This window comes from Enterobacter cloacae complex sp. 342H5 (genome assembly GCF_050030905.1).
Taxonomy (GTDB): domain Bacteria; phylum Pseudomonadota; class Gammaproteobacteria; order Enterobacterales; family Enterobacteriaceae; genus Enterobacter; species Enterobacter intestinihominis.
In genome coordinates this window covers 3,984,807-4,007,148 of sequence record NZ_JBLGVB010000001.1, presented here as the reverse complement: position 1 = coordinate 4,007,148, position 22,342 = coordinate 3,984,807, and the positions used below count along the sequence as shown (strand labels likewise).

19 protein-coding genes and 2 tRNA genes are annotated in these 22,342 nt (G+C 53.6%); 16 read left to right on the top strand and 5 right to left on the bottom strand.

Annotation, left to right across the window (positions count from 1 at the left end; translation table 11 throughout):
* Positions 1 to 12: 12 nt before the first annotated feature.
* Positions 13 to 1,188 (top strand): Obg family GTPase CgtA, encoded by a 1,176-nt coding sequence (gene cgtA, locus ACQG03_RS19100; RefSeq protein ID WP_063163493.1) that lies wholly within the window; start codon positions 13 to 15, stop codon positions 1,186 to 1,188.
* Positions 1,189 to 1,221: 33 nt separating this feature from the next.
* Here the strand turns inward: cgtA and pmrB are convergent, their stop codons facing one another.
* The 3 genes from pmrB to dacB are packed head-to-tail and all read right to left on the bottom strand — an operon-like array spanning position 1,222 to position 4,360.
* Positions 1,222 to 2,265, bottom strand: a complete 1,044-nt coding sequence (gene pmrB / locus ACQG03_RS19095) for a two-component system sensor histidine kinase PmrB (protein WP_063163494.1) — start codon at positions 2,263 to 2,265, stop codon at positions 1,222 to 1,224.
* Positions 2,262 to 2,924 carry a two-component system response regulator PmrA gene (gene pmrA, locus ACQG03_RS19090; RefSeq protein ID WP_003861819.1) on the bottom strand — a complete coding sequence of 221 codons (663 nt, stop codon included), beginning with the start codon at positions 2,922 to 2,924 and terminating at the stop codon, positions 2,262 to 2,264. Before pmrA ends, pmrB begins: the two co-directional genes overlap by 4 nt.
* A gap of 2 nt (positions 2,925 to 2,926) precedes the next feature.
* A complete protein-coding gene (gene dacB, locus ACQG03_RS19085; RefSeq protein ID WP_003861817.1) occupies positions 2,927 to 4,360 on the bottom strand; it encodes a serine-type D-Ala-D-Ala carboxypeptidase in 1,434 nt (477 codons plus the stop codon).
* 228 nt (positions 4,361 to 4,588) lie between these two features.
* On the opposite strand from dacB, the gene greA reads away from it, so the two are divergent.
* Complete coding sequence (gene greA / locus ACQG03_RS19080; protein WP_014171793.1) at positions 4,589 to 5,065, top strand: transcription elongation factor GreA; 477 nt, start codon at positions 4,589 to 4,591, stop codon at positions 5,063 to 5,065.
* Between the two features lie 151 nt (positions 5,066 to 5,216).
* On the opposite strand, the gene yhbY is transcribed toward greA, so the two are convergent.
* On the bottom strand, positions 5,217 to 5,510 hold the full coding sequence (gene yhbY / locus ACQG03_RS19075; protein ID WP_003861814.1) for a ribosome assembly RNA-binding protein YhbY: 294 nt from the start codon (positions 5,508 to 5,510) through the stop codon (positions 5,217 to 5,219).
* A gap of 127 nt (positions 5,511 to 5,637) precedes the next feature.
* On the opposite strand from yhbY, the gene rlmE reads away from it, so the two are divergent.
* From rlmE to ACQG03_RS19045, 6 genes are all read left to right on the top strand, one after another.
* A complete protein-coding gene (rlmE, locus tag ACQG03_RS19070; RefSeq protein WP_003861812.1) occupies positions 5,638 to 6,264 on the top strand; it encodes a 23S rRNA (uridine(2552)-2'-O)-methyltransferase RlmE in 627 nt (208 codons plus the stop codon).
* A 102-nt stretch (positions 6,265 to 6,366) separates the two neighbouring features.
* On the top strand, positions 6,367 to 8,301 hold the full coding sequence (ftsH, locus tag ACQG03_RS19065; protein ID WP_003861810.1) for an ATP-dependent zinc metalloprotease FtsH: 1,935 nt from the start codon (positions 6,367 to 6,369) through the stop codon (positions 8,299 to 8,301).
* Positions 8,302 to 8,399: 98 nt separating this feature from the next.
* Positions 8,400 to 9,248: a dihydropteroate synthase gene (gene folP, locus ACQG03_RS19060; RefSeq protein WP_022649520.1), complete on the top strand. Its 849-nt coding sequence runs from the start codon at positions 8,400 to 8,402 to the stop codon at positions 9,246 to 9,248.
* Positions 9,241 to 10,578, top strand: a complete 1,338-nt coding sequence (gene glmM / locus ACQG03_RS19055) for a phosphoglucosamine mutase (protein WP_063163495.1) — start codon at positions 9,241 to 9,243, stop codon at positions 10,576 to 10,578. Before folP ends, glmM begins: the two co-directional genes overlap by 8 nt.
* A 222-nt stretch (positions 10,579 to 10,800) precedes the next feature.
* Positions 10,801 to 11,133, top strand: coding sequence for a preprotein translocase subunit SecG (gene secG / locus ACQG03_RS19050; RefSeq protein WP_003861803.1), 333 nt, complete (start codon positions 10,801 to 10,803; stop codon positions 11,131 to 11,133).
* A 9-nt stretch (positions 11,134 to 11,142) separates the two neighbouring features.
* Positions 11,143 to 11,229, top strand: a tRNA-Leu gene (locus tag ACQG03_RS19045).
* 187 nt (positions 11,230 to 11,416) lie between these two features.
* On the opposite strand, the gene argG is transcribed toward ACQG03_RS19045, so the two are convergent.
* On the bottom strand, positions 11,417 to 12,763 hold the full coding sequence (gene argG, locus ACQG03_RS19040; RefSeq protein WP_022649518.1) for an argininosuccinate synthase: 1,347 nt from the start codon (positions 12,761 to 12,763) through the stop codon (positions 11,417 to 11,419).
* Between the two features lie 287 nt (positions 12,764 to 13,050).
* On the opposite strand from argG, the gene ACQG03_RS19035 reads away from it, so the two are divergent.
* The 8 genes from ACQG03_RS19035 (at position 13,051) to pnp (ending at position 22,296) form a co-directional block, all read left to right on the top strand.
* Positions 13,051 to 13,127 (top strand) — tRNA-Met (locus tag ACQG03_RS19035).
* Positions 13,128 to 13,334: 207 nt separating this feature from the next.
* A complete protein-coding gene (gene rimP / locus ACQG03_RS19030; RefSeq protein ID WP_014833432.1) occupies positions 13,335 to 13,787 on the top strand; it encodes a ribosome maturation factor RimP in 453 nt (150 codons plus the stop codon).
* Between the two features lie 28 nt (positions 13,788 to 13,815).
* Positions 13,816 to 15,318 carry a transcription termination factor NusA gene (nusA, locus tag ACQG03_RS19025; RefSeq protein ID WP_003861798.1) on the top strand — a complete coding sequence of 501 codons (1,503 nt, stop codon included), beginning with the start codon at positions 13,816 to 13,818 and terminating at the stop codon, positions 15,316 to 15,318.
* A gap of 24 nt (positions 15,319 to 15,342) precedes the next feature.
* On the top strand, positions 15,343 to 18,030 hold the full coding sequence (gene infB / locus ACQG03_RS19020; RefSeq protein WP_022649517.1) for a translation initiation factor IF-2: 2,688 nt from the start codon (positions 15,343 to 15,345) through the stop codon (positions 18,028 to 18,030).
* A 106-nt stretch (positions 18,031 to 18,136) separates the two neighbouring features.
* Positions 18,137 to 18,541, top strand: coding sequence for a 30S ribosome-binding factor RbfA (gene rbfA / locus ACQG03_RS19015; RefSeq protein ID WP_003861793.1), 405 nt, complete (start codon positions 18,137 to 18,139; stop codon positions 18,539 to 18,541).
* On the top strand, positions 18,541 to 19,491 hold the full coding sequence (gene truB, locus ACQG03_RS19010; RefSeq protein ID WP_063163496.1) for a tRNA pseudouridine(55) synthase TruB: 951 nt from the start codon (positions 18,541 to 18,543) through the stop codon (positions 19,489 to 19,491). The genes rbfA and truB overlap by 1 nt, the downstream gene beginning before the upstream one ends.
* Positions 19,492 to 19,645: 154 nt before the next feature.
* Positions 19,646 to 19,915 carry a 30S ribosomal protein S15 gene (gene rpsO / locus ACQG03_RS19005; protein WP_003861789.1) on the top strand — a complete coding sequence of 90 codons (270 nt, stop codon included), beginning with the start codon at positions 19,646 to 19,648 and terminating at the stop codon, positions 19,913 to 19,915.
* Positions 19,916 to 20,157: 242 nt separating this feature from the next.
* Positions 20,158 to 22,296 carry a polyribonucleotide nucleotidyltransferase gene (pnp, locus tag ACQG03_RS19000; protein ID WP_063163497.1) on the top strand — a complete coding sequence of 713 codons (2,139 nt, stop codon included), beginning with the start codon at positions 20,158 to 20,160 and terminating at the stop codon, positions 22,294 to 22,296.
* Positions 22,297 to 22,342 lie beyond the last annotated feature (46 nt).

The following is a 22,342-nucleotide window of genomic DNA, read 5'->3' as shown; positions in this document are numbered from 1 at the left end:
ACGGAGAGTAAAATGAAGTTTGTTGATGAAGCGACGATTCTGGTCGTGGCAGGTGATGGCGGTAACGGTTGTGTAAGCTTCCGCCGTGAAAAATATATTCCTCGTGGCGGTCCTGACGGCGGTGACGGTGGGGACGGTGGCGACGTGTGGCTGGAGGCGGATGAAAACCTCAACACGCTGATCGACTACCGTTTCGAAAAATCTTTCCGCGCCGAACGTGGGCAGAACGGCCAGAGCCGCGACTGTACCGGTAAACGCGGTAAAGACGTGACGATCAAAGTGCCGGTAGGTACGCGTGTCATCGATCAGGGCACGGGCGAAACCATGGGTGATATGACCAAACACGGTCAGCGCCTGATGGTGGCGAAAGGCGGCTGGCACGGTCTGGGTAACAGCCGTTTCAAATCTTCCGTTAACCGTACCCCGCGTCAGAAAACCATGGGTACCCCGGGTGATAAGCGCGACCTGCAACTGGAACTGATGCTGCTGGCGGATGTGGGGATGCTGGGTATGCCAAACGCCGGTAAATCGACGTTTATCCGTGCGGTCTCTGCGGCGAAACCAAAAGTGGCGGATTATCCGTTTACGACACTGGTACCGAGCCTGGGCGTTGTCCGTATGGATAACGAGAAGAGCTTCGTGGTCGCTGACATCCCGGGTCTGATTGAAGGGGCAGCAGAAGGCGCCGGTCTGGGGATTCGCTTCCTGAAGCACCTTGAGCGTTGTCGCGTACTGTTGCACCTCATCGACATCGATCCAATCGACGGTTCCGATCCGGTTGAAAACGCCCGTATCATTATCGGTGAGCTGGAGAAATACAGTGAAAAACTGGCGCAAAAACCGCGCTGGCTGGTATTTAACAAGATCGACCTGATGGATAAAGCGGAAGCTGAAGTGAAAGCTAAAGCGATTGCCGAAGCGATGGGTTGGGAAGATAAGTACTACCTGATCTCTGCCGCCAGCCAGGTTGGCGTGAAAGATCTCTGCTGGGATGTGATGACCTTTATCATCGAGAATCCGGTTGTTCAGGCAGAAGAGGCGAAACAGCCTGAAAAAGTTGAATTCATGTGGGATGACTACCACCGCCAGCAGCTCGAAGAGCTGGAAGCGGATGAAGATGATGAAGACTGGGACGATGACTGGGATGAAGACGACGAAGAAGGCGTCGAGTTCATCTACAAGCACTAACCTCAGTATAAAGCCCCTTAACGGGGCTTTTTTTTATCCTATTTTCGCCGGTAACCAACAGCTGGCGATGAGGCCGCCCTCAGCGCCGTTCTCCAGCGTTAAATAGCCATGATGGAGCTGTACGATACGCTGTACGATGCTCAGCCCAAGGCCGCTGCCGCCGTAGCGCTGGTCGAGACGTCGGAAAGGTTCGGTGATCGACTGGCGGTGTGCCTCATCAATACCCGGCCCCTGATCGGTAACGCTCACCCGGGTACCGCTCTCCGTCGCTGTTAATGCCACTTCAATGGTTGTGCCTGCCGGGCTGTAGCGGGCGGCATTCTCCAGAAGGTTCCTTAGCATCAGACGTAACAGGACGGCGTCGCCCTGTACCGTCATCGCGCTGTGGGCCGGCCATATCACCGTATGCTCTTTGGCTTCATGCTCCAGGCTAAGCGGAGCAATGATCGTCTCAGTCCAGTTCACGGTATCGTAATGGCCGCTGGCCATCGCCTGTCCGGCACGCGCCAGCATCAGCAGCTGTTCCACCGTGTGCATCAACTGATCGATCCGGTTTATCAGTGGTGTGGCCTGCGGGGAACCGGACTGAGCCATCAGTTCCAGATGGAGCCTGATCCCCGCAAGCGGCGTACGTAACTCGTGTGCCGCATCGGCGGTAAACAGGCGTTCCTGTTGAATAGTGTGATCCAGCCGGGCGAGGAGTTGATTGAGCGATGTGGTCACAGCGCCTATCTCTTCCATATCAGAATACATCGGCAGGGGAGTCAGATTATCCGCCGAACGGTTCGCAAGGCTGACGCGAAGTTTGTTGAGTGGTCGGGTGATCCAGGTGACGGCCCAGAATGAGAAGAACAGGGTAAAACCGACCATCACCAGAGAAGGGACCAGCAGGGAGGCAATGGCTTCGCGGATCTCTTTTTCGACATGGTTGTTGCGCGCTTTCGCAGACAACGTTTCATTCACCAGAAAACCGATTTGCTCGCGGCTCTCATGCCACAGCCAGACTACGCTAACCAGTTGAAAAAATAGCAGTATAACCGCCAGCAACACCATTAATCGCCGGCGCATACTGTTCATTTCTGGCTCTCCAGACGGTAACCCACGCCACGTACGGTTTTGATGCGATCTTTACCGAGCTTGCGGCGCAGATTATGAATGTGAACTTCAAGCGTGTTTGATCCTGGATCGTCCTGCCAGGAGTAGATGTCCTGTTGCAGCGTTTCACGGTGCACGGTCTGCCCGCTGCGCATGATCAGACGCGTCAGCAGAGCGAACTCTTTTGGGGTCACTTCCACAGGCTGAGACTGGCGCAGCACCTGCTGAGTTTGCAGATTGAGGGTGATATCCCCGTCCGTCAGCAGGTTGTCGCTGTGGCCCTGATAGCGGCGGATTAACGCCCGTACGCGAGCCTGTAGCTCGGCAAGGGCGAAGGGTTTTACCAGATAATCGTCAGCGCCAGAATCCAGCCCGTTAATTCTGTCTTCAATGGCATCGCGGGCGGTGAGAATCAATACGGGATTCTCCACTCCGCGACGACGCCACTGGCAGAGCAGCGTCGCGCCGTCTTTATCCGGCAGTCCCAAATCCAGGATCACAAGGCTGTATTCTCCGCTCTGGATCAAGGCATCTGCTTCAGCCGCCGTGGCGGCACAATCCAGGGCGTAGCCCTCATTCCCCAGCGCCAGCGCTAACCCTTCCTGTAATAACAGATCGTCTTCAACTATCAGTAGTTTCATCGCTAGTTATTCTGGTAGATGTCCTTATAGAGCCTGCTTTCGAAACGCACCAGTGGAATACGACGATTGCGCTGGTCAGCCGGTTCGACGGCATAGCCGGAAAGATACTGCACAAAGGCCATGCGTTGCCCGCTGGCTGTCGTGATAAAACCGGCAAGGTTGTAAACGCCTTGCAGGGAACCCGTTTTGGCTGACACTTTGCCATCCACGCCTGCAGCGTGAAGGCCCGCACGGTACTGAAGTGACCCATCGTGTCCGGCGAGCGGCAGCATTGTAATAAAGTTTAGCTCAGCGTCATGCTGAGCGATGTACTGCAACACCTGCATCATGGTGGCCGGTGAGATCAGGTTATGGCGCGATAAACCGGAACCGTCGACAGCGATCGTATTGCCCAGATCGATACCCGCCTGCTGGCGCAGGATCTGACGTACGGCATCAGAACCGGCCCGCCAGGTTCCTGGCACACCAAAGCGCGCATGCCCAATCATACGGAACACCGTGTCGGCAATCATGTTATCCGACTTTTTCAGCATAATCTTAAGCAAATCATGCAGTGGCGCGGACTGTTTGCTGGCAATCACCGTGCCTGGTTCATTCACCTGCGTCTGGCGCAGCAGCGTTCCGGTGTAGGTTATGCCCGCCTGCTTCAGTTCATCTTTAAAAATGGCACCGGCATAGCCTGCGCCATCCTGAATGGCAAAGGCCAGCGGGAGGGGATCGGCCCGCTGGGTCAGGCAGCCGGTGAGCGTATAGCGATTGAGATCGCCCGGTACCACGTCGAGCTCACAATACTGCGCCTCCGGGGAGCCTTTCGCCAGCGTCCGCACCTGGCTGAACATCGTGACCGGGTAGTAAGACGCCACGCGGATAAACGCTAAGTCATTGGGTTTTGGCGCGCTGTAAAGCGATACGGAGAAGCAGTTACGGTCAACGATGGCGGCGGCTGGCGGGGCGCTAAAGCACTGCGTCATGTCGTTCCATGGCCAGCCAGGCGCTTTATCGTGGCTGGCGAAAATGGAGGTGTCGATCAGCACGTTGCCATCAATTTTTGTTACGCCGGATTTTTTCAGTACCGCCACCATGTTGCGGACATCCTGGCGCTTAAAGGTGGGATCGCCACCAAAACGGGCGATAAGATCGCCTTTCAGTTCGCCACCCTCAACGTTACCTCTGGTTTCAAGGGTGGTAGTAAAACGGAAGTCAGGCCCGAGCTGGAGCAGGGCGGCGAGGGCAGTGATCACCTTCTGGGTACTGGCAGGCAGCGCCATCTGTTGACTGTGATAGTCAATCTCGGGAGCCTGCGCGCCAACCTTCTGCACCATCAGGGCAAGGTTCGCGCCGGCGGGCAGTTGATTAATGTACTCATCAACATTCGCGGCCTGAACGGTGAACGTTATACTGGTAGTCAATCCGATGATAAAACTGGAAAATCGCATAATCTCGCGCTAACAACCCGAAAACAAACCGTCATACTACGGTGCATGGCACTGTAAAGTAAACGATGACCCATAGTGAACTTCGCGGTAAAATGCGTATCAAATTGAAAAATTGCTGCTGACCTGGGGCGTTGCTCCCGGGTCGGTTTTCTTTTTGCTTCTGGCCTGTTCAGGTGGGCTGGAGCAGGGAACACTGCTCCCAACAGGAATGTTTAAGAGGTATAACAAATGCAAGCTATTCCGATGACCTTACGTGGTGCCGAAAAACTGCGCGAAGAGCTGGATTTTCTGAAATCCGTACGTCGCCCTGAAATCATCGCCGCTATCGCGGATGCGCGTGAGCATGGCGACCTGAAAGAGAATGCTGAATACCACGCGGCGCGTGAGCAGCAGGGTTTCTGCGAGGGGCGCATCAAAGATATCGAAGCGAAACTGTCCAACGCGCAGGTTATCGATATCACTAAAATGCCAAACAACGGTCGCGTGATCTTCGGCTCTACCGTCACCGTCCTGAATCTGGACAACGACGAAGAGCAAACCTATCGCATCGTGGGTGATGATGAAGCGGACTTCAAACAGAACCTGATTTCGGTGAACTCCCCGATTGCTCGCGGCCTGATTGGCAAAGAGCAGGATGATGTTGTGACTATCCGCACCCCGGGTGGCGAAGTGGAATACGAAATTATTAAGGTTGAATACCTGTAATTCGCTTCTCTTCTAAGATGTTGATACATTGTAAAGAAAAGAAAAAGGCCGCATAGCGGCCTTTTATCAACTCAAGGAGCATGGCATTTTGCTCGCCTGCTGAAAGAAATCCCTCGTTTCACACAGAAAATGTGTTTGATTCAGGATATCCTTAACGTGGCAGCGAGATTTTGCGCTCTTTAGATGGGCGATAGAGCACCAGCGTTTTACCGATGACCTGTACATTACAGGCGCCGGTTTCGCGCACGATGGCTTCCACGATCAGGTTTTTAGTGTCTCTGTCTTCAGAGGCGATTTTCACCTTGATCAGCTCGTGGTGTTCCAGCGCTTGTTCAATCTCGGCAAGCACCCCTTCGGTCAAACCATTGTTGCCAAGCATCACTACAGGCTTGAGCGGATGTGCCAGACCTTTAAGGTGCTGTTTTTGTTTAGTACTCAGATTCATCGTATATTTTTGCTTACGTTGGGATTGAAAACGGTTCATTCTACCGCCATCTCCCTAATATCGCCAAATAGCTGCGTAGAAATTTACGTCACAGGCAAGTAACGATGAACCAGGACGGAAATGTTAAATGACAGGTAAAAAGCGTTCTGCCAGCTCCAGCCGCTGGCTTCAGGAACACTTTAGCGATAAATATGTTCAACAGGCGCAGAAAAAGGGGTTACGTTCCCGCGCCTGGTTTAAACTTGATGAAATACAGCAAAGTGACAAACTTTTTAAACCGGGAATGACGGTGGTCGACCTCGGTGCGGCACCTGGCGGATGGTCCCAGTATGCGGTTACGCAGATCGGCGGAACGGGCCGTATCATCGCATGCGATCTTTTACCAATGGATCCCATCGTCGGTGTCGACTTCCTTCAGGGCGACTTTCGTGATGAATTAGTGCTTAAAGCATTACTTGATCGTGTAGGTGACAGTAAGGTCCAGGTTGTCATGTCGGATATGGCACCAAATATGTGTGGAACACCGGCGGTGGATATCCCCCGCGCCATGTATCTGGTGGAACTAGCGTTAGAAATGTGTCGTGATGTACTAGCGCCTGGTGGTAGTTTTGTTGTGAAGGTGTTTCAGGGCGAAGGTTTCGAGGAGTATCTTAAGGAAATTCGCTCCCTGTTTGCGAAGGTCAAAGTTCGTAAGCCGGACTCTTCCCGGGCCCGTTCCCGTGAAGTGTATATTGTAGCGACCGGGCGAAAATGATAACCGGTAGATTTCAGGCGAAAGTTTGAATGAAACTGGATATAGAGTATCCTGACGCTGTTTTTAACACAGTTGTAATATGAGGTTAATCCCTTGAGTGACATGGCGAAAAACCTAATACTCTGGCTGGTCATTGCCGTTGTGCTGATGTCAGTTTTCCAGAGCTTTGGGCCCAGCGAGTCGAATGGCCGCAAGGTGGATTATTCTACCTTCCTGCAAGAGGTCAATCAGGACCAGGTTCGCGAAGCGCGTATCAACGGACGTGAGATCAACGTTACCAAGAAAGATAGTAACCGTTACACGACTTACATCCCGGTGAACGATCCTAAGCTGCTTGATAACCTTCTGACCAAAAACGTCAAAGTGGTAGGCGAGCCGCCGGAAGAACCAAGCCTGTTGGCTTCTATCTTCATTTCCTGGTTCCCGATGCTGCTTCTTATCGGTGTCTGGATCTTCTTTATGCGCCAGATGCAGGGCGGTGGTGGCAAAGGTGCCATGTCGTTCGGTAAGAGCAAGGCGCGTATGCTGACGGAAGACCAGATCAAGACCACCTTTGCTGACGTAGCAGGTTGTGACGAAGCAAAAGAAGAGGTGGGTGAACTGGTTGAATACCTGCGCGAGCCGAGCCGTTTCCAGAAACTGGGCGGTAAGATCCCGAAAGGCGTCCTGATGGTCGGCCCTCCGGGTACCGGTAAAACCCTGCTGGCAAAAGCCATCGCGGGTGAAGCGAAGGTCCCGTTCTTTACTATTTCAGGTTCTGACTTCGTTGAAATGTTCGTGGGTGTCGGTGCATCTCGTGTGCGTGACATGTTCGAGCAGGCTAAGAAGGCAGCACCGTGCATCATCTTCATCGATGAAATCGACGCCGTTGGCCGCCAGCGTGGCGCAGGCCTGGGCGGTGGTCACGATGAACGTGAGCAGACCCTGAACCAGATGCTGGTTGAAATGGACGGCTTTGAAGGCAACGAAGGTATCATCGTTATCGCGGCAACTAACCGTCCAGACGTACTCGACCCTGCGCTGCTGCGTCCAGGCCGTTTCGACCGTCAGGTTGTGGTCGGTCTGCCGGATGTTCGTGGTCGTGAACAGATCCTGAAAGTGCATATGCGTCGCGTACCGCTGGCGCCAGATATCGACGCGGCAATCATCGCGCGTGGTACTCCAGGCTTCTCCGGTGCGGATCTGGCTAACCTGGTCAACGAGGCAGCACTGTTTGCCGCTCGCGGTAACAAGCGTGTAGTGTCCATGGTGGAATTTGAGAAAGCGAAAGACAAAATCATGATGGGTGCGGAACGTCGCTCCATGGTGATGACGGAAGCGCAGAAAGAGTCCACGGCATATCACGAAGCGGGCCACGCGATTATCGGTCGTCTGGTGCCGGAACACGATCCGGTACACAAGGTGACGATCATTCCACGCGGTCGTGCGTTGGGTGTGACCTTCTTCCTGCCTGAAGGCGACGCGATCAGCGCCAGCCGTCAGAAGCTGGAAAGTCAGATCTCAACCCTGTACGGCGGTCGTCTGGCAGAAGAGATCATCTACGGTGCGGAACATGTTTCCACCGGTGCGTCGAACGATATTAAAGTGGCGACAAACCTGGCACGTAACATGGTGACCCAGTGGGGCTTCTCCGACAAACTCGGTCCGCTGCTCTATGCAGAAGAAGAGGGCGAAGTATTCCTGGGCCGCTCCGTGGCAAAAGCGAAACATATGTCCGATGAAACGGCTCGTATCATCGACCAGGAAGTGAAAGCGCTGATTGAGCGTAACTACGCTCGCGCCCGTCAGATCCTGAATGACAATATGGACATCCTGCATTCGATGAAAGATGCGCTCATGAAATATGAGACCATCGATGCGCCGCAGATTGACGACCTGATGGCTCGCCGCGAAGTGCGTCCGCCAGCAGGCTGGGAAGACCCAGGCGCGTCTAACAATTCTGACAACAATGGCACCCCGCGTGCACCGCGTCCGGTCGATGAACCGCGTACGCCAAACCCGGGCAACACCATGTCAGAGCAGTTGGGCGACAAGTAAGTCACTGCTGTTGAAGCGTTTGTCTGTACATCAAACCCTGGAGCGTGCTCCGGGGTTTTTCTTTTTTATATAACCATGCAAATAACAGGGATTTAGCCATGAAACTCTTCGCCCAGGACTCGCATCTCGACCTTTCACATCCGCATGTGATGGGGATCCTGAATGTCACGCCTGATTCCTTCTCTGACGGCGGCACGCATAACTCGCTTATCGACGCGGTTAAACACGCGAATTTAATGATCAACGCGGGTGCCACCATCATTGACGTTGGAGGGGAGTCAACGCGGCCTGGCGCGGCGGAGGTTTCGGTGGAAGAAGAGCTGGCGCGCGTGGTGCCGGTGGTGGAGGCTATCGCCCGGCGCTTTGAAGTGTGGATCTCCGTTGATACCTCCAAACCCGAAGTGATCCGTGAAGTGGCGAGAGTGGGTGCTCACATTATCAATGATATCCGCTCGCTGACCGAGCCGGGCGCAATTGAAGCCGCCGCTGAAACCGGGCTACCGGTGTGTCTGATGCATATGCAGGGCCAGCCTAAGACAATGCAGGAGGCGCCAAAATATGAAGATGTGTTTGCCGACGTCACCCGCTTCTTTATTGAGCATATCGAACGCTGTGAACGTGCGGGTATCGCAAAAGAGAAATTGCTGCTCGACCCGGGCTTCGGTTTCGGTAAAAATCTCTCACACAATTACGCGTTGCTTGCGCGCTTATCAGAGTTTCATCAGTTCGGCCTGCCACTGCTGGTGGGAATGTCGAGAAAATCGATGATTGGTCAGTTGTTGAATGTCGGGCCGAACGAACGTCTGAGCGGCAGTCTGGCCTGCGCGGTGATTGCCGCGATGCAAGGTGCACACATCATTCGCGTCCATGACGTAAAAGAAACAGTAGAAGCCATGCGTGTGGTGGAAGCCACACTGGCAGCGAAGGAAAACAAACGCTATGAGTAATCGTAAATATTTTGGTACCGATGGCATCCGTGGGCGCGTAGGCGATGCGCCAATTACCCCTGACTTTGTCCTGAAGCTGGGTTGGGCGGCGGGTAAGGTACTGGCGCGTCATGGCTCCCGTAAGATCATTATTGGTAAAGATACCCGTATTTCGGGTTATATGCTGGAGTCCGCGCTGGAAGCCGGGCTGGCGGCGGCGGGGCTTTCAGCTTCCTTTACGGGGCCAATGCCGACCCCTGCTGTTGCCTATCTGACTCGTACCTTCCGTGCGGAAGCGGGCATCGTCATTTCAGCTTCTCATAATCCGTTCTATGACAACGGTATCAAATTCTTCTCCATCGACGGCACTAAACTGCCGGATGACGTGGAAGAGGCGATTGAAGCGGAAATGGAGAAAGAGATCACCTGTGTCGACTCCGCTGAGCTGGGTAAAGCCAGCCGTATTGTCGATGCCGCAGGCCGCTACATTGAATTCTGCAAAGGCACGTTCCCGAATGAACTGAGCCTGGCACACCTCAAAATTGTGGTGGACTGTGCAAACGGTGCGACCTATCACATTGCGCCGAATGTTTTCCGCGAGCTGGGTGCGAAAGTGATCACCATCGGCTGCGAGCCGGACGGTCTGAACATCAATGAAGAAGTCGGCGCGACAGACGTGCGTGCCTTGCAGGCGCGTGTACTGGCTGAAAAAGCCGATCTGGGTATTGCCCTGGATGGAGATGGCGATCGTGTGATCATGGTTGACCACGAAGGTAACAAGGTCGACGGGGATCAGATCCTCTACATCATTGCGCGTGAAGGCCTGCGTCAGGGGCAACTGCGCGGTGGCGCGGTGGGCACGCTGATGAGCAATATGGGTCTGGAGCTGGCGCTGAAACAGCTGGGCATCCCGTTTGTTCGCGCGAAAGTGGGTGACCGCTACGTGCTGGAAAAACTTCAGGAAAAAGGCTGGCGCATTGGCGCGGAAAACTCCGGCCACGTGATCCTGCTCGATAAAACCACCACCGGTGACGGCATTGTGGCGGCGCTTCAGGTTGTTGCCGCGATGGCGCGTAACCATATGAGCCTGCACGATCTGTGCAGCGGCATGAAAATGTTCCCGCAGATCCTGGTGAACGTGCGTTTCACCGCTGGTAAAGGCGACCCGCTGGAAAATGATAACGTGAAAGCGGTGATGGCAGAGGTGGAAGCGACGCTTGGCAGCCGTGGACGCGTCCTGCTGCGTAAGTCGGGTACCGAGCCGCTGATCCGCGTGATGGTGGAAGGTGAAGACGAAGCGCAGGTAACTGAATTTGCGCACCGCATTGCGGATGCAGTGAAAGCTGCATAATCTTTCAGAATAAGTGTTTAAAAAGGCGGCGTTTGCCGCCTTTGTTTTAAGCAATTAATGGCTTTTTGCTGTTTTTTTCCGCAGTTGATACAATGCCTCGAAAATGCCCTTGCGAAGGTGATTCGCTTTGGTTAGTATTCACACCCGCTTCAGTGGGAAACAAAATCCTGCTAATTGGTCGAAGCATTGGTATGCGGCAAATCCGCAAGGAACAGGTTGATTATGTACGAAGCTCTTTTAGTTATTTTCCTTATTGTAGCCATCGCTCTCGTAGCGCTGATTATGCTGCAGCAAGGTAAAGGCGCTGATATGGGAGCCTCCTTCGGAGCAGGCGCTTCCGGTACGCTGTTCGGTTCAAGTGGTTCTGCGAACTTCATGACCCGTACGACGGCGATTCTGGCTACGCTGTTCTTCATCATCAGTCTGGTGCTGGGCAATATCAACAGCAACAAGACCAGTAAAGGAAGCGAGTGGGAAAATCTGAGCGCGCCAGCAAAAACTGAGCAAACTCAGCCAGCTGCACCGGCTAAGCCAACCAGCGATATCCCGCAGTAAGTATTCAGTACCGAGGTGGTGGAATTGGTAGACACGCTACCTTGAGGTGGTAGTGCCCTAACGGGCTTGTGGGTTCGAGTCCCATCCTCGGTACCAATATTCCAGAAGAAAGACGTCGCAAGACGTCTTTTTTTTCGTCTGTACATTCTGTGTTTCCGATCTATTGTAGGGCGGGTAAGCGCAGCGCCGCCCGCCGTTTTGCCCGGTGGCGCTGCGCTTACCGGGCCTACGAAGACCACAAAAAAGGCGCCTATTGGGCGCCTTTTGCATGTCTTGCTGTCGATTACTTCTTATCGCTGTGTTCCAGGTTCTCAACCTGCGGCAGACCATTACCGGAATTCGCGGAGAGCAGGCCATTCTCAACATAGTTGAACAGCTTCTCACGGGTATCGGTGATGTCCAGGTTACGCATGGTCAGCTGGCCAATACGATCGTCCGGAGAGAATACTGACTCACCTTTCTCCATGGTCAGACGCTCTGCTTTATAGGTCAGGTTGTCAGACACGGTATTGAGGATGGAGTAATCATTGCCGCGACGCAGTTCCAGCGTCACTTCGCCGGTGATTGCGCTCGCCACCCAACGTTGCAGGGCGTCACGCAGCATCAGCGCTTGTGGATCAAACCAGCGACCCTGATACAGCAGTTTGCCCAGCTGACGGCCATGAGCGTGATACTGCTCAATGGTGTCTTCGTTGTGAATACCGGTCAGCAAACGCTCGTAAGCGATGTGCAGCAGCGCCATCCCCGGAGCTTCGTAAATGCCACGGCTTTTCGCTTCGATGATACGGTTTTCGATCTGATCGCTCATACCCAGACCGTGACGACCGCCGATGCGGTTTGCTTCCAGCATCAGTTCAACATCGTCTGAGAAGGTTTTACCGTTCAGGGCAACCGGATGACCGCGTTCGAAACGCACGGTCACTTCTTCCGCCGGGATCTTCACGTTCTCATCCCAGAATTTTACGCCCATGATCGGGTTAACAATTTTTACGCTGGAGTTCAGGAATTCCAGGTCTTTCGCTTCGTGCGTCGCACCCAGCATGTTGGAGTCGGTTGAGTAGGCTTTCTCAACGGACATCTTATAGTCAAAGCCGCAGGCAATCATAAACTCAGACATTTCATGACGGCCACCCAGTTCGTCGATGAAGTCGGTATCCAGCCACGGTTTGTAGATCTGCAACTCGGCGTTGGTCAGCAGACCGTAACGATAGAAACGTTCAATATCGTTGCCTTTATAGGTACTGCCATCACCCCAGATGTTCACGCCATCTTCTTTCATGGCGGCGACCAGCATGGTGCCGGTGACAGCACGACCCAGCGGAGTGGTATTAAAATAGGTCAGGCCGCCGGTAGTGTTATGAAAAGCACCGCACTGGATAGCGGCAATGCCTTCAGCGACCAGTTGCTTACGGCAGTCAATCAGACGTGCGTTCTCTGCGCCATACTCCATGGCACGACGAGGGATCGCGTCATAATCTTCCTCGTCCGGCTGACCCAGGTTCGCAGTATATGCATACGGAACCGCTCCCTTCTGGCGCATCCACAGCAGTGCAGCGCTGGTATCCAGGCCGCCTGAGAAAGCGATGCCAATACGTTGTCCTACCGGAAGATGCTTGAGAATCGTCGTCATAGAATAAAACCCTGCTTGATTGACTGATTAGAGACCGCTTTCGCTCTCTTGTGCATTTTTATGCAAAATAAGTGAGTATTCATTTAATCATCTTTTGTCGAAGACCGAAAGAGACTCGTGCGTTTTTTGTAAAAAATTTGGTCTGTTCTGTCTGGCAGAAGCTGGGTTGACAGGTGGGGTCAACTATCAATATACTAAACGCCGATTTTACGTCCCGTCTTCGGTACCAAATCCCAGCATTATTTGCAAATTCTGTCCAAAACGCGTAGAATTTGCCACGTTTCAGGCGCGGGGTGGAGCAGCCTGGTAGCTCGTCGGGCTCATAACCCGAAGGTCGTCGGTTCAAATCCGGCCCCCGCAACCACTTTCCTATAAAGTTCTTTTTCAAATATACTGTGAAGACTTAGAGCCTTCGTAGCTGGATTTGAAAAAATTCTTTCGGAAAGTGCTCCAGGCCACAGTTGTGGCTATAGGGTTCAGTTATCTAAAGCCCCGATTTATCGGGGTTTTTTGTTATCTGACTACAGAATAACTGGGCTTTACGCCCTTTTTTTATGTCTTGGGGGTGGGCTTGTCCACATTAGAGCAAAAATTAACAGAGATGATTACTGCACCGGTCGAAGCACTGGGCTACGAACTGGTCGGCATCGAATTCGTTCGCGGCCGCACATCGACGCTGCGCATCTATATTGATAGTGAAGATGGCATCAATGTTGATGATTGTGCTGATGTCAGCCACCAGGTGAGTGCGGTTCTTGATGTTGAAGATCCGATTACCGTTGCGTACAACCTGGAAGTTTCCTCACCTGGCCTCGATCGTCCGATGTTCACGGCCGAGCACTATGTGCGCTTTACCGGTGAAGAAGTGGCTCTCGTTCTGCGTATGGCCGTACAGAACCGCCGTAAATGGCAGGGAATTATCAAGGCCGTTGATGGTGAAATGATCACGGTGACAGTCGAAGGCAAAGATGAAGTGTTCGCGCTGAGTAATATCCAGAAGGCGAACCTGGTTCCCCACTTTTAACAGTCTGGATTGAGGTGAAAAGCCCGCGATGAACAAAGAAATTTTGGCTGTTGTTGAAGCCGTCTCCAACGAGAAATCACTGCCGCGTGAGAAGATTTTCGAAGCGCTGGAAAGTGCACTGGCTACAGCAACCAAGAAAAAATACGAACAAGAGATCGATGTTCGCGTAGAAATCGATCGTAAAAGCGGTGACTTCGATACATTCCGTCGTTGGGTAATCGTTGAAGAAGTGACCCAACCGACCAAAGAGATCACGCTGGAAGCGGCGCGTTTTGAAGACGAAAGTCTGAACGTGGGTGACTACGTTGAAGATCAGATTGAATCTGTCACCTTCGACCGTATCACCACCCAGACCGCGAAGCAGGTTATCGTGCAGAAAGTTCGCGAAGCCGAGCGCGCGCTGGTTGTCGATCAGTTCCGCGATCAGGAAGGCGAAATCATCACTGGCGTGGTGAAGAAAGTGAACCGCGATAACATCTCTCTGGAGATCAAATCCGAAGGGCTGCCGGGTAACGCTGAAGCCGTTATCCTGCGTGAAGACATGCTGCCGCGTGAAAACTTCCGCCCAGGCGACCGTATTCGTGGTGTGCTGTATGCCGTACGTCCTGAAGCACGCGGTGCACAGCTGTTCGTGACGCGTTCTAAACCAGAAATGCTGGTTGAACTGTTCCGTATCGAAGTGCCGGAAATCGGCGAAGAAGTTATCGAAATCAAAGCGGCGGCCCGCGATCCGGGCTCCCGTGCGAAAATTGCGGTGAAAACCAACGACAAGCGTATCGACCCGGTCGGTGCTTGCGTCGGTATGCGTGGCGCACGTGTTCAGGCGGTTTCTACCGAACTGGGCGGCGAGCGTATTGATATCGTTCTGTGGGACGACAATCCGGCGCAGTTCGTAATCAACGCAATGGCACCGGCTGATGTGGCGTCTATCGTTGTTGACGAAGACAAACACACCATGGATATCGCTGTAGAAGCGGGCAACCTGGCGCAGGCGATTGGCCGTAACGGTCAGAACGTACGTCTGGCGTCACAGCTGAGCGGCTGGGAACTCAACGTGATGACCGTTGATGACCTTCAGGCCAAGCATCAGGCTGAAGCCCACGCGGCGATCGATACCTTCACCAAATACCTGGACATTGACGAAGACTTCGCCACTGTGCTGGTTGAAGAAGGTTTCTCTACGCTGGAAGAACTGGCCTACGTGCCAATGAAAGAGCTGCTGGAAATTGACGGTCTGGATGAACCAACCGTTGAAGCCCTGCGTGAACGCGCTAAAAACGCACTGACCACCCTGGCGCTGGCTCAGGAAGAAAGCCTTGGCGATAAGAAGCCGGCTGATGACCTGCTGAATCTGGAAGGTCTTGATCGTGCGATTGCGTTCAAGCTGGCTGCCCGTGGTGTTTGTACGCTGGAAGATCTCGCTGAGCAAGGCGTTGATGACCTGGCTGATATCGAAGGTTTAACCGACGAGAAAGCCGGCGAACTCATCATGGCCGCACGTAATATTTGCTGGTTCGGCGACGAAGCGTAATAAACTGTAGCAGGAAGGAACAGCATGACTGATGTAACTGTAAAATCGCTGGCTGCTGAGATTCAGACCTCCGTGGACCGCCTGGTACAGCAATTTGCTGATGCAGGGATCCCGAAGGCCGCTGATGACTCGGTGACTGCGCAAGAAAAACAAACCTTGTTAGCGCACCTGAACCGTGAACACGGCTCTACGCCTGACAAGTTAACGCTGCAGCGCAAAACGCGTAGCACGTTGAACATCCCTGGTACCGGTGGCAAAAGCAAATCGGTACAAATTGAAGTCCGCAAGACGCGCACCTTTGTAAAACGTGATCCGCAAGAGGCAGAACGCCTTGCTGCGGAAGAGCAGGCACAGCGTGAAGCGGAAGAACAAGCTCAGCGTGAGGCAGAAGCCACTGCCAAACGCGAAGCAGAATTAAAAGCTGAACGTGAGGCCGCAGAAAAAGCGAAACGCGACGCCGGTGAAAAAGCGAAGCGTGACGCTGCGGAAAAAGACAAAGTGAGCAATCAACAGACCGACGAAATGACCAAAACTGCCCAGGCTGAAAAAGCCCGCCGTGAAAATGAAGCTGCCGAGCTGAAGCGTAAAGCGGAAGAAGAAGCCCGCCGCAAGCTTGAAGAAGAAGCTCGCCGCGTCGCCGAAGAAGCGCGTCGCATGGCAGAAGAAAACGAGAAGAACGGTGTGAATACCGCTGAACCAACTGAAGACAACAGCGATTATCACGTCACCACCTCTCAGCATGCACGTCAGGCAGAAGACGATAACGACCGTGAAGTTGAAGGTGGTCGTGGCCGTACTCGCAGTACAAAAGCGGCGCGTCCTGCGAAAAAAGGTAACAAGCACGCTGAATCTAAAGCTGACCGTGAAGAAGCACGTGCAGCGGTTCGCGGTGGTAAAGGCGGTAAGCGTAAAGGTTCCGCTCTGCAGCAGGGCTTCCAGAAGCCAGCTCAGGCCGTTAACCGTGACGTTGTGATCGGCGAAACCATCACCGTTGGCGAACTGGCTAACAAGATGGCGGTGAAAGGCTCTCAGGTCATCAAAGCGATGATGAAGCTGGGCGCAATGGCCACCATCAACCAGGTCATCGACCAGGAAACCGCACAGCTGGTTGCCGAGGAGATGGGCCACAAAGTTATCCTGCGTCGTGAAAACGAGCTGGAAGAAGCAGTAATGAGCGACCGTGATACGGGCGCAGCGGCTGAACCGCGCGCACCGGTTGTGACCATCATGGGTCACGTTGACCACGGTAAAACCTCTCTGCTTGACTACATTCGTTCTACTAAGGTTGCCTCCGGCGAAGCGGGTGGTATTACCCAGCATATCGGTGCTTACCACGTAGAAACCGAAAACGGCATGATCACCTTCCTGGATACCCCAGGCCACGCAGCGTTTACCTCAATGCGTGCTCGTGGTGCTCAGGCAACGGATATCGTTGTTCTGGTTGTTGCTGCCGATGATGGCGTGATGCCACAGACCATTGAAGCTATCCAGCACGCGAAAGCGGCGCAGGTGCCTTTGGTTGTTGCAGTCAACAAAATCGATAAGCCAGAAGCCGATATGGATCGCGTTAAGAACGAACTGTCACAGTACGGCGTTATGCCGGAAGAGTGGGGCGGTGAAGCGCAGTTCATCCCTGTATCTGCAAAAGCAGGTACCGGTATCGACGACCTGCTGAACGCTATCCTGCTTCAGGCTGAAGTTCTGGAGCTGAAAGCGGTTCGTAAAGGTATGGCGAGCGGCGCGGTAATCGAATCCTTCCTGGATAAAGGTCGTGGTCCGGTTGCAACCGTTCTGGTTCGCGAAGGTACTCTGCACAAGGGCGACATCGTTCTGTGTGGTTTCGAATACGGTCGCGTTCGTGCGATGCGTAACGAACTGGGTCAGGAAGTGCTGGAAGCGGGTCCGTCCATCCCAGTGGAAATCCTCGGCCTGTCCGGTGTTCCGGCTGCCGGTGACGAAGTAACCGTGGTACGTGACGAGAAGAAAGCACGTGAAGTGGCGCTGTATCGTCAGGGTAAATTCCGTGAGGTGAAACTGGCTCGCCAGCAGAAATCTAAACTCGAGAACATGTTCGCCAACATGACTGAAGGCGAAGTTCACGAAGTGAACATCGTTCTGAAAGCGGACGTACAGGGTTCTGTGGAAGCGATCTCCGACTCCTTGCTGAAACTGTCTACCGACGAAGTGAAAGTGAAGATCATCGGTTCTGGCGTAGGTGGTATCACCGAAACTGACGCAACCCTGGCAGCCGCGTCCAACGCTATCCTGGTTGGCTTCAACGTTCGTGCTGACGCATCTGCGCGTAAAGTTATCGATGCTGAAAGCCTGGATCTGCGTTACTACTCCGTCATCTATAACCTGATTGACGAAGTGAAAGCAGCGATGAGCGGCATGCTGTCTCCTGAGCTGAAACAGCAGATCATCGGTCTGGCTGAAGTACGTGACGTGTTCAAATCACCGAAATTCGGTGCGATCGCGGGCTGTATGGTTACCGAAGGGACCATTAAGCGTCACAACCCAATCCGCGTACTGCGCGACAACGTGGTTATCTACGAAGGTGAGCTGGAATCCCTGCGCCGCTTCAAAGATGACGTTAACGAAGTTCGTAACGGCATGGAATGTGGTATCGGTGTTAAGAACTACAACGACGTTCGCGTTGGCGATATGATCGAAGTGTTCGAGATCATCGAAATTCAGCGTACCATCGCGTAATCTTCGTCAACTGAAGATTAATTAGCGTAGGCCGGGTAAGCGAAGCGCCACCCGGCAGTAATTTTAAAAAGGGGCTTAAGCCCCTTTTTTGTCTGGAGAATTTATTATGGCGAAAGAATTTGGTCGCCCACAGCGCGTCGCGCAGGAGATGCAGAAAGAGATCGCTCTCATTCTGCAACGTGAAATCAAAGATCCACGCGTGGGGATGATGACCACCGTGTCTGGCGTGGAAATGTCCCGCGACCTGGCGTACGCCAAAGTGTTTGTGACATTCCTGAATGACCAGGATGAAGACGCCGTGAAGAACGGCATTAAAGCGCTGCAGGAAGCCTCTGGTTTCATCCGCTCTCTGCTTGGCAAAGCGATGCGTCTGCGTATTGTGCCAGAGCTGACCTTCTTCTACGACAACTCGCTGGTTGAGGGTATGCGTATGTCCAACCTGGTGACCAGCGTGGTGAAACATGACGATGAGCGTCGTGTTAACCCGGCGGACGACAGCAAGGAGGACTGATGAGTCGTCCTCGTCGTCGCGGTCGTGACGTGCATGGCGTGCTGTTGCTGGATAAACCACAGGGCGCATCCAGCAACGACGTGCTGCAAAAAGTAAAGCGTATTTATAACGCCAATCGCGCGGGGCACACCGGCGCGCTGGATCCGCTGGCAACCGGGATGCTCCCGATCTGCCTGGGTGAAGCGACAAAGTTTTCCCAGTATCTGCTGGATTCCGATAAGCGCTACCGCGTGATTGCCAAACTGGGCCAGCGCACGGACACTTCCGATGCGGATGGTCAGGTCGTTGAAGAGCGCCCGGTAACCTTCAGCGCAGAGCAACTTGATGCGGCGCTGGAGAGCTTCCGGGGCGACACAATGCAGGTGCCGTCGATGTATTCGGCGTTGAAATATCAGGGCAAGAAGCTTTACGAATATGCGCGTCAGGGCATTGACGTTCCGCGTGAAGCCCGTCCGATTACCGTGTATGAGCTGCTGTTCATTCGCCACGAAGGTGATGAGCTGGAGCTGGAAGTACACTGTTCGAAAGGGACCTACATCCGCACCATCATTGACGACCTCGGTGAAAAGCTGGGCTGCGGCGCGCATGTGATTTATCTGCGTCGGCTGGCGGTCAGCAAGTATCCGGTCGAACGTATGGTAACGCTTGAGCATCTGCACGCCCTGGCTGAACAGGCGCAAGCGCAGGGAATTGCGCCGGCAGATCTGCTGGATCCGCTGCTGATGCCAATGGACAGTCCGGCAGCAGATTTCCCGGTTGTTAATCTTCCTTTAACATCGTCCGTTTACTTTAAGAACGGAAACCCGGTCCGCACAGCGGGGGCGCCGCTTGAGGGCCTGGTCCGTGTGACGGAAGGGGAGGAAGGCAAGTTTATCGGGATGGGCGAAATGGACGGGGAAGGGCGCGTTGCCCCGCGTCGTCTGGTCGTCGAATACCCGGTCGAAGCGTGACGGTGATAACGCCTCACCTTGCGATAAGCAGGGGAGACGAGTAGAATATCGCCGCTTAACGCCTGGTAAATTGTTTAACAATCTGCGGGGCGTACATGGGATAGCTGAATTAGAGATCGGCATCCTTACATTCTTTATACTTTGGAGTTTGAAAATGTCTCTAAGCGTTGAAGCTAAAGCTAAAATCGTTTCTGAGTTTGGTCGTGGTACTAACGACAGCGGTTCTACCGAAGTTCAGGTTGCACTGCTGACTGCACAGATTAACCACCTGCAGGGTCACTTTGCAGAGCACAAAAAAGATCACCACAGCCGTCGTGGTCTGCTGCGTATGGTTTCTCAGCGTCGTAAACTGCTCGACTACCTGAAGCGTAAAGATGTTGCACGCTACACCGCGCTGATCGAGCGTCTGGGTCTGCGTCGCTAATTCTTGCGAGTTTCAGAAAAGGGGGCCTGATGGCCCCTTTTTTCAACCAGACGGCAGCAATTCAGGGGAAACTATTGTATTGTTGCTATAAATGATCTTCATTGCAGAGGTTCGCGCGGCTAATGAGAGGCTTCACCCATGGGGGTGTCGGTTGTCATTAGTCGCGAGGATGCGAAGAAGGTCGGGTTAAATCGTCAGCACACCTGAGGTGTGCTTTCAAACATTTAAGAAAGGACAGAATTTTGCTGAATCCGATCGTTCGTAAATTCCAGTATGGTCAGCATACCGTCACGCTGGAAACCGGCATGATGGCTCGTCAGGCTACTGCTGCCGTAATGGTAAGCATGGATGACACTGCTGTATTCGTTACCGTAGTTGGCCAGAAAAAAGCTAAACCAGGTCAGGACTTCTTCCCACTGACCGTGAACTACCAGGAGCGTACCTACGCTGCCGGTAAAATCCCGGGTGGCTTCTTCCGTCGTGAAGGCCGTCCAAGCGAAGGCGAAACCCTGATCGCGCGTCTGATTGACCGCCCGGTTCGTCCGCTGTTCCCGGAAGGTTTCGTCAATGAAGTGCAGGTTATCGCAACCGTTGTTTCCGTTAACCCACAGGTTAACCCGGACATCGTAGCGATGATCGGTGCGTCTGCTGCCCTGTCACTGTCTGGTATCCCATTCAATGGCCCAATCGGTGCCGCGCGCGTCGGTTACATCAACGACCAGTACGTGCTGAACCCAACTCAGGAAGAGCTGAAAGAGAGTAAGCTGGATCTGGTTGTTGCCGGTACTGAAGCAGCGGTTCTGATGGTTGAATCTGAAGCAGAACTGCTGAGTGAAGACCAGATGCTGGGCGCAGTGGTCTTCGGCCACGACCAGCAGCAGATTGTTATCCAGAACATCAACGACCTGGTGAAAGAAGCCGGTAAACCACGTTGGGACTGGCAGCCAGAAGCGGTAAACGACGCGCTGAACGCACGCGTAGCTGCACTGGCAGAATCTCGTCTGAGCGATGCATATCGCATTACAGACAAACAGGAGCGTTATGCTCAGGTTGACGTGATCAAAGATGAAACCATCGCAACCCTGATCGCGGAAGACGAAACGCTGGACGCTAACGAGCTGAGCGAAATCCTGCACGCTATTGAGAAAAACGTTGTTCGTAGTCGCGTACTGGCAGGCGAGCCGCGTATTGATGGCCGTGAAAAGGACATGATCCGTGGTCTGGATGTGCGTACTGGCGTGCTGCCACGTACTCACGGTTCCGCGCTGTTCACCCGTGGTGAAACCCAGGCGCTGGTTACCGCTACCCTGGGTACTGCACGTGACGCACAGAACATCGATGAACTGATGGGCGAGCGCACTGACAGCTTCCTGTTCCACTACAACTTCCCTCCGTACTCTGTGGGCGAGACCGGTATGGTTGGCTCACCGAAGCGTCGTGAAATTGGTCACGGTCGTCTGGCGAAGCGCGGCGTGCTGGCAGTAATGCCAGAAGCAGACAAATTCCCGTACACTGTACGTGTCGTGTCTGAAATCACTGAATCCAACGGTTCTTCTTCCATGGCTTCCGTGTGTGGTGCCTCTCTGGCGCTGATGGATGCAGGCGTGCCGATCAAAGCCGCCGTTGCGGGTATCGCAATGGGTCTGGTGAAAGAAGGCGACAACTTCATTGTTCTGTCTGACATTCTGGGTGACGAAGATCACCTGGGTGATATGGACTTCAAAGTGGCGGGTTCCCGCGACGGTATCTCTGCCCTGCAGATGGATATCAAAATTGAAGGTATCACCAAAGAGATCATGCAGGTTGCTCTGAACCAGGCTAAAGGTGCGCGTCTGCACATCCTGGGCGTGATGGAACAGGCTATCAACGCACCACGTGGTGATATCTCTGAATTCGCTCCGCGTATTCACACCATCAAGATCAATCCAGACAAGATCAAAGATGTTATCGGTAAGGGCGGTTCTGTTATCCGTGCACTGACCGAAGAAACGGGCACCACCATCGAAATCGAAGATGACGGTACTGTGAAAATCGCAGCAACCGACGGTGAGAAAGCGAAATATGCTATCCGCCGTATCGAAGAGATTACAGCAGAAATCGAAGTGGGCCGTATCTACAATGGTAAAGTGACCCGTATCGTTGACTTTGGCGCATTCGTTGCCATCGGTGGCGGTAAAGAAGGTCTGGTACATATCTCTCAGATCGCTGACAAGCGCGTTGAGAAAGTGACCGATTACCTGCAAATGGGTCAGGAAGTACCGGTGAAAGTTCTGGAAGTTGACCGCCAGGGCCGTATCCGTCTGAGCATTAAAGAAGCAACCGAGCAGTCTCAGCCTGCTGCGGCGCCGGAAGCTCCGGCTGCTGAACAGCAGGGCGAGTAAGGTTGCCATTTGCCCTCCGCGCAGGCGGAGGGCTTATTATCAGGCA